The organism is Pseudomonas sp. CM25 (assembly GCF_013179705.1).
In the GTDB taxonomy this organism is placed as follows: Bacteria; Pseudomonadota; Gammaproteobacteria; order Pseudomonadales; family Pseudomonadaceae; genus Aquipseudomonas.
In genome coordinates this window covers 1-7,236 of the sequence record NZ_JABMCW010000283.1, presented here as the reverse complement: position 1 = coordinate 7,236, position 7,236 = coordinate 1, and the positions used below count along the sequence as shown (strand labels likewise).

At 62.6% G+C, this 7,236-nt stretch carries 7 protein-coding genes and 1 pseudogene; 4 read left to right on the top strand and 4 right to left on the bottom strand.

The annotated features are described in order from the left end of the window. Positions 1–228 (bottom strand): annotated as a pseudogene (locus HP546_RS31505) (AraC family transcriptional regulator); the annotation flags it as partial. Positions 229–251: 23 nt separating this feature from the next. On the opposite strand from HP546_RS31505, the gene HP546_RS23065 reads away from it, so the two are divergent. From HP546_RS23065 to HP546_RS23055, 3 genes are all read left to right on the top strand, one after another. Further along, on the top strand, positions 252–1,610 hold the full coding sequence (locus HP546_RS23065; RefSeq protein ID WP_172229930.1) for a glutamine synthetase family protein: 1,359 nt from the start codon (positions 252–254) through the stop codon (positions 1,608–1,610). 168 nt (positions 1,611–1,778) lie between these two features. Then, positions 1,779–2,867 carry a polyamine ABC transporter substrate-binding protein gene (locus tag HP546_RS23060; protein ID WP_172229927.1) on the top strand — a complete coding sequence of 363 codons (1,089 nt, stop codon included), beginning with the start codon at positions 1,779–1,781 and terminating at the stop codon, positions 2,865–2,867. A 13-nt stretch (positions 2,868–2,880) separates the two neighbouring features. Next, complete coding sequence (locus HP546_RS23055; protein WP_172229924.1) at positions 2,881–4,176, top strand: FAD-binding oxidoreductase; 1,296 nt, start codon at positions 2,881–2,883, stop codon at positions 4,174–4,176. A gap of 33 nt (positions 4,177–4,209) precedes the next feature. On the opposite strand, the gene HP546_RS23050 is transcribed toward HP546_RS23055, so the two are convergent. Both HP546_RS23050 and HP546_RS23045 read right to left on the bottom strand, forming a co-directional pair. Next, positions 4,210–4,515, bottom strand: coding sequence for a DNA-binding transcriptional regulator (locus HP546_RS23050; protein ID WP_172229921.1), 306 nt, complete (start codon positions 4,513–4,515; stop codon positions 4,210–4,212). Beyond that, complete coding sequence (locus tag HP546_RS23045; protein ID WP_172229918.1) at positions 4,496–4,879, bottom strand: type II toxin-antitoxin system RelE/ParE family toxin; 384 nt, start codon at positions 4,877–4,879, stop codon at positions 4,496–4,498. Before HP546_RS23045 ends, HP546_RS23050 begins: the two co-directional genes overlap by 20 nt. Positions 4,880–5,059: 180 nt before the next feature. On the opposite strand from HP546_RS23045, the gene HP546_RS23040 reads away from it, so the two are divergent. Continuing rightward, positions 5,060–5,737 (top strand): DUF3313 domain-containing protein, encoded by a 678-nt coding sequence (locus HP546_RS23040; RefSeq protein WP_172229915.1) that lies wholly within the window; start codon positions 5,060–5,062, stop codon positions 5,735–5,737. 116 nt (positions 5,738–5,853) lie between these two features. On the opposite strand, the gene HP546_RS23035 is transcribed toward HP546_RS23040, so the two are convergent. Then, the gene (locus HP546_RS23035) at positions 5,854–7,230 is read right to left on the bottom strand and encodes an L-serine ammonia-lyase (RefSeq protein WP_172229933.1); all 1,377 of its coding nucleotides are present in this window, start codon (positions 7,228–7,230) and stop codon (positions 5,854–5,856) included. Between the last annotated feature and the right edge of the window lie 6 nt (positions 7,231–7,236).

Genomic DNA, 7,236 nt, shown 5'->3' with positions numbered 1-7,236 from the left:
GGCCCGCACTTGCTCGGTAACGTCGGTGGTGTGGTAAGCCTGGACCTGCAACGCATTGGCGGTTGTCACGCATTGTCCTGTGTGCACTCTTATGGTGCATTCGATGCCGAAGAAAGTGGATAGATCGCCCCTGGGGGCTGCGACCAAGATAGTCTCCAGTGCGTCACCTGGGAAGCGCAACGCCTTCGAAACCGTGCAACGGCTGGCACAGGCACCGCGCTCCCACACTAAAACCCAACCAAGAGGTCTGTATGAACGCCCCCTTCGATCAGCTGTCCACCTGGCTGAAAGAACACCGCATCACCGAAGTCGAATGCGTGATCAGCGACCTGACCGGCATTGCCCGGGGCAAGATCGCGCCGACCGCCAAGTTCCTCCACGAACGTGGCATGCGCCTGCCCGAAAGCGTGCTGCTGCAGACGGTCACTGGCGATTACGTGGACGATGACATCTACTACAACCTGCTCGACGCCGCCGACATCGACATGGTCTGCCGCCCCGACCCCACCGCCGTGTACCAGATCCCGTGGGCCATCGAGCCGACCGCGATCGTGATCCACGACACCTTCGACAAGCAAGGCAACCCAATCGAGCTGTCGCCGCGCAACGTACTGAAGAAGGTGCTCAAGCTGTACGCCGAAAAAGGCTGGCAGCCGATCGTCGCGCCCGAGATGGAATTCTACCTGACCAAACGCTGCGAAGACCCGGACTTGCCGCTGCAAGTCCCGCTGGGGCGCTCCGGGCGTGCCGAAAGCGGCCGCCAGTCGTTCTCGATCGATGCCGCCAACGAATTCGACCCGTTGTTCGAAGACGTCTACGACTGGTGCGAAATCCAGGGCCTGGACCTGGACACGCTGATCCACGAAGACGGCCCGGCGCAGATGGAGATCAACTTCCGCCACGGCGACGCGCTGGACCTGGCCGACCAGATCACCGTGTTCAAGCGCACCATGCGCGAAGCGGCGCTCAAGCACAACGTGGCCGCCACCTTCATGGCCAAGCCGATCACCGACGAGCCGGGCAGTGCCATGCACTTGCACCAGAGCGTGGTCGACATCGCGACCGGCAAGCCGATTTTCGCCAATGAAGACGGCAGCATGAGCCAGCTGTTCCTGCACCATATCGGCGGCTTGCAGAAGTACATCCCCAAGCTGCTGCCGATGTTCGCCCCCAACGTCAACTCGTTCCGCCGCTTCCTGCCGGACACCTCGGCACCGGTCAATGTCGAGTGGGGTGAAGAAAACCGCACGGCCGGCCTGCGGGTGCCCACCTCCAGCCCCGAGGCAATGCGCGTTGAAAACCGCTTGCCGGGCGCCGATGCCAACCCGTATCTGGCCATCGCCGCCAGCCTGCTGTGCGGCTACCTGGGCATGGTCGAGCAGATCAACCCCAGTGCCCCGGTGCAGGGCCGTGCCTACGAGCGGCGCAACCTGCGCCTGCCGATCACCATCGAGGACGCGCTGCAGCACATGGAGGACTGCGAGACCGTGCAGGAGTACCTGGGCAAGCAGTTCGTCCAAGGCTACGTGGCAGTCAAGCGTGCCGAGCACGAGAACTACAAGCGGGTGATCAGCTCGTGGGAACGCGAGTTCCTGATGATGAGCGTCTGACCGTCTGGGGGTGCTTTGCACCCCAATCGCCGGCAAGCCAGCTCCCACAGGTTACCCATGAGCCTGAAGCCAGCGCTGTACCTGTGGGAGCTGGCTTGCCGGCGATTGGGCTGCGAAGCAGCCCCCTTTAACACCGAACTCGAAGAACAAGACCAACGAGGTGTCCCCATGCGTCATCTGCAAACCCTGATACCCGCTGCATTCACCCTGCTGTTCGCCACCACCGCCCACGCCGTCCCCAGCGTCAGCGTGTACAACTGGACCGACTACATAGGTGACACCACTCTGGCCGACTTCCAGGCCAGCAGCGGGATCAAGGTGGTGTATGACGTGTTCGACTCCAACGAAACCCTCGAAGGCAAGCTGCTGGCCGGGCGTACCGGGTATGACGTGGTGGTGCCGTCCAACCACTTCCTCGCTCGCCAGGCCCAGGCCGGTGCGTTTCTGCCGCTGGACCGCAGCAAGCTGACGAACTGGCAGCACCTGGACCCCAAACTGCTCAAGCAGCTTGAACAGAACGACCCGGGTAACCAGTACGCCGTGCCTTACCTGTGGGGTACCAGTGGCATCGGCTACAACGTCGACAAGGTCAAGGCGGCGCTGGGCGTCGACCATATCGACTCGTGGGCGGTGCTGTTCGAGCCCGAGAACCTGAAAAAGCTCAAGCAATGCGGCGTGGCATTCATGGACTCGCCCGACGAACTGTTCCCGGCCATGCTCAACTACCTGGGCCTGGACCCGGGCAGCGAATCACCGGCCGATTACGCCAAAGCCGAAGACCGCTTGCTCAAGCTGCGCCCGTACATCACCTACTTCCATTCCTCCAAGTACGTCTCCGACCTGGCCAACGGCGATGTCTGCGTGGCCTTCGGCTACTCCGGCGACGTGTTCCAGGCTGCCAACCGCGCCGTGGAGGCCAACAACGGCGTGAACATCGCCTACAGCATTCCCAAGGAAGGCAGCAACCTGTGGTTCGACCTGCTGGCCATCCCCAAGGACGCCAGCAACCCCGACCAGGCCCTGGCTTTCATCAACTACCTGCTCGACCCCAAGGTGATCGCCAAGGTCAGCGCCACGGTCGGCTATGCCAACGCCAACCCGGACGCCAAGGCCTACATGGATGCATCACTGGTGCACAACGCCGAGATCTACCCACCCCAGGACGTGCTGGACAAGCTGTACATCTCCAGCACCCCGAGCCCGAAGATCATGCGCCTCATGACCCGCTCGTGGAGCAAGATCAAGTCCAATCGCTGAGCCGAGAACGCCCATGTCTTTCGATACCCAACACACCGCATCGTACTACGCCGCCACGGCTCGCGATGCAGCGCCCTACCCCAGCCTGGACGGCGAACTGACGGCCGACGTGTGCGTGGTCGGCGGCGGGCTGACCGGCGTCAATACGGCCCTGGAGCTGGCCGAGCGCGGCCTGTCGGTGGTACTGCTGGAAGGCCGACGCATCGGCTGGGGCGCCAGCGGGCGCAATGGTGGCCAGCTGATTCGCGGCATCGGCCACGACGTCAGCGGTTTCGCCCGGCATGTCGGCCAGGATGGCGTGCGCTACCTGAAGCAGGCCGGCATCGACTCTGTGGCGCTGGTCGCCAGCCGCATCGCCCAGTACGGCATCGATTGCGACCTGCGCTGGGGATTCTGTGAGCTGGCCAACACCCCCGCCCAGTTCGAGGCCTTCAAGGATGAACAGGATGACCTGGCCGCGCTGGGCTACCGCCCTGAAACCCGCCTGGTCGACGCCGGCCAATTGCATGAGATCGTTGCCAGCGACCAGTATGCCGGCGGCCTGGTCGACATGGGCTCGGGCCACCTCCACCCGCTGGACCTGGTCCAGGGCGAAGCCCGCGCCGCCCATGGCCTGGGTGTGCGCATTTTCGAGCAGAGCCCGGTACTGCGCATCGAGCACGGCCCCAGCGTTGCCGTGCATACCGCACGCGGCAAGGTACGGGCGAGCAGCCTGGTGCTGGGTTGCAACGCCCACCTCGATGAACTGGAACCGCGCTTGAGCGGCAAGGTGCTACCGGCCGGCAGCTACGTGGTCGCTACCGAGCCATTGCCCAAGGCACTGGCCAGCAGCCTGATCCCGCAGAACATGGCGCTGTGCGACCAGAAGGTCGGCCTGGACTACTACCGCCTCACCGCAGACCGCCGCCTGCTGTTCGGCGGCGCCTGCCACTACTCCGGGCGCGACCCCAAGGACATTGCCGCGTATATGCGACCAAAGGTGCTGAAGGTGTTCCCGCAACTGGCCAATGTGCGCATCGACTACCAATGGGGCGGCATGATCGGCATTACCGCCAACCGCTTCCCTCAGGTCGGGCGACTCAGCCAATACCCGAACGTGTATTACGCTCAAGGCTATTCCGGGCATGGCCTGAACGTGACCCACTGGACGGCGAAGCTGCTGGCCGAAGGCATTGCTGTCGGCCATAGCCAGGGCCTGGATGTGTTCAGCGCCGTACCACACCTGACCTTCCCTGGCGGCAAGGCATTGCGCTCGCCGCTGCTGGCCCTGGGAATGTTGTGGTACCGGTTGCGCGAGGTGCTGGGGTAGCAGCCAGGCAGCCGCTTCGGGGCAAATGGAGGCTTAAAGAAGAACCTGCAGGCCTTTGTCTTTAATGACATTCAGCAACTTCAAGGCAGGCCCGGAAGGGCTTGTCTCGCCCTGCTCCCATTTGCGAACCGTCGACGCACTGGTATGTAAATGCATCGCAAAGACCGGTTGACTGAAGTTGAGCGCCTCGCGCAATCGACGGATGTCCAGCGCGCTGAAATCCCGCACGGGCGCGGGACACAGCGCTTCGTAATCGCGAAGGGTGACTTTGCCGACTGCCCCGGCCTTGTGCAGCGCAACAAGGTCCTCACGTAACGATTCAATCAATTTGCTGCTCACAGCAGACCTCCATCAACACACCCGCTAGAATCGCCCGGCCAAGCGCCAACGGTGATAAGTCCAGAAAAACCTTGCCTGCGAATTGCAGCGCCTTTTGCTCTTCCTGCGTGATAGTGGCCTTGTCGCTTTTGGCGAAACCATACAGGAACACACAGCGATTGCCGATGCGGGCGGAAACCAGGGTTCGATACCCACCACGCTTGCCCATACCCTGCGCAGCTACGCGTTTTTTGAACAACTCCCCACCCAGGCTTGCATCGACCAGGCCTCTGCACATTTCATCCACTGCTTTGCAGAGCATTTCGTCCCTGAGCCTATGAGCAGCTTGCCAACGCGCGAAATCCTTGCGCCTGAAGATTTCCATTACACAACCCACCATACCCGTATCGGGCATAGCTTTCCACTACCGGTCGCTGATGACTAGTTGGCGTGATCCTATGTATCGGTAGGAAATTTCGCCGCCTGGACACGCGATGCCCACTGGCCAACCGTCTCGCACCTGCTAGCGTTGTTCTGGCCGACCCCTCATGGATGCCTCTTCATCATGAAATCACTGCCCCGCCTTACCCTGTTGTGCGCCGCGCTGCTTGCCGTAGCCGCCTGCTCCAGCCATAGCGTTGACCCCAAGGACTATTCCGGCTTCCTCAAGGATTACAGCCGGCTGCAAGAAGCCAAGAGCCCGTCGGGTGACCCGGTAATGCGCTGGATCGACCCCAAGGCCAACATCAACCAGTACAGCCAGGTGTTCGTCGAGCCCAGCCAGTTCTACCCCAAGCCGCAGCCGACAGCCGTCATCTCGGCGCAGACGCTGCAGGAGATCACCCGCTACTTCAATGAAGCGCTGCGCCGTGAAATCGGTAGCGTGATGCCACTGGCCAAGGGCCCCGGCCCGGGGGTAATCGTGGTGCGCCCGGCAATTACTGCGGTGTCCACCAGCAACGAGGGGCTCAGGCCGTATGAGGTGATCCCCATCGCGCTGATTGCGGCAGGCGTGAACACGGCCACCGGTGGCCGTGACCAGGATGTGGATGTGGGTGTGGAGGCTGCCTTCCTGGATGGCGCCAATCAGAAGGTGTTGGCCCAGGTGGTGCGCAAAGGCGCGGGTCAGGAACTTGAAAACGATACCCAGAAACTGACCTTGAATGACGTCAAGCCAGTACTGGACGGCTGGGCCAAGGACATGCGCGCCAGCTTCATCGAGGCGAAGCAGAAAGCCCGCTAACCCTTGCAGCGGACACTGCAGGAGCAGCCTTGTGCTGCGAAGAGGCCGGTTCAGGAATACAGATATCAGTGCAGCTACCGGCCTCTTCGCAGCGCAAGGCTGCTCCTACAACAGGCTCAACACTCGACGAACGCAACCGCCAGGCCGCCCCGAGAGGTTTCCTTGTAGTTGGCATGCATGTCCGCGCCGGTGTCACGCATGGTGCGGATCACCCGGTCGAGTGAAATAAAGTGCTCACCATCCCCACGCAGCGCCATCTGCACGGCGTTGATCGCCTTCACCGCAGCAATCGCGTTACGCTCGATGCACGGCACTTGCACCAGTCCGCCGACCGGATCGCAGGTCAGCCCGAGGTTGTGTTCCAGGGCGATCTCGGCCGCGTTTTCCAGCTGGGGTGGCGTGGCACCCAGCACCTGGGCCAGGCCGGCAGCGGCCATCGAACAGGCCGATCCCACCTCGCCCTGGCAGCCGACTTCGGCGCCGGAAATCGATGCATTCTTCTTGCAGAGAATGCCGACAGCCGCTGCGCCAAGCAGGAAATCCACCACATCGGCATCGCTCGTGGTCGGGTTGAATTTCATGTAGTAGTGCAACACCGCCGGGATGATACCGGCAGCACCGTTGGTAGGCGCGGTCACCATGCGCCCACCGGCGGCGTTCTCTTCGTTGACCGCCAGGGCAAACAGGTTGACCCATTCCATGGCGCTGAGCGTCGAGCCGATCACGTTGGGTTTGCCCAGCTCCTGCAGGCTGCGGTGCAACCGGGCCGCGCGACGTTTGACGTGCAGACCGCCAGGCAGGATGCCCTCGTTGCGCAGCCCGTTATCTACGCAATCCTGCATTGCAGCCCAGATACGCAGCAGGCCTTCACGCACCTCGGCTTCCGGGCGCCAGGCACATTCGTTGGCGATCATCAGTTGCGCCACGCTCAGGTTGTGCGCCTTGCACAACGCCAGCAGCTGGGCAGCACTGTCGAACTCGTAAGGCAATGCCACTGCATTCGCAGCGTCCGCCGGCGCATCGATTTCGGCCTGCTCTACGATAAAGCCGCCACCCACCGAATAGTAGGTCTGGCGCAACAGACTGCCCTGCCCGCCCATGGCTTCGAGGCTCATGGCATTGGGGTGATACGGCAGGTTCTCGTCGAGCAACAACATGTCGCGTGCGTACTCGAACGCCAGCGGGTGGCTGCCATCGAGCATCAGGCACTGCTCCTGCAGCACCTGACCGATGCGTGACTCGATGGTGGCCGGGTCGATACGGTCTGGCCACTGGCCCATCAGCCCCAGCAGGCAGGCACGGTCGGTAGCATGGCCCACCCCGGTAGCCGACAGCGAGCCATACAGCCGCACTTCGACGCGCGTTACCCCTGCCAGCAGCCCCTGCTCGCGCAGGACCTGGGCAAATGTCGCCGCTGCCCGCATGGGGCCGACAGTGTGGGAGCTGGAGGGCCCGATGCCGATTTTGAAGAGGTCGAAAACACTGATAGCCATACTAAT

Bases quoted from the DNA above. Each gene is read 5' to 3' on its own strand.
- HP546_RS23065 (WP_172229930.1), top strand. From the start codon at position 252: ATGAACGCCCCCTTCGATCAGCTGTCCACCTGGCTGAAAGAACACCGC.
- HP546_RS23060 (WP_172229927.1), top strand. From the start codon at position 1,779: ATGCGTCATCTGCAAACCCTGATACCCGCTGCATTCACCCTGCTGTTC.
- HP546_RS23055 (WP_172229924.1), top strand. From the start codon at position 2,881: ATGTCTTTCGATACCCAACACACCGCATCGTACTACGCCGCCACGGCT.
- HP546_RS23045 (WP_172229918.1), bottom strand. From the start codon at position 4,879: ATGGAAATCTTCAGGCGCAAGGATTTCGCGCGTTGGCAAGCTGCTCAT.
- HP546_RS23040 (WP_172229915.1), top strand. From the start codon at position 5,060: ATGAAATCACTGCCCCGCCTTACCCTGTTGTGCGCCGCGCTGCTTGCC.
- HP546_RS23035 (WP_172229933.1), bottom strand. From the start codon at position 7,230: ATGGCTATCAGTGTTTTCGACCTCTTCAAAATCGGCATCGGGCCCTCC.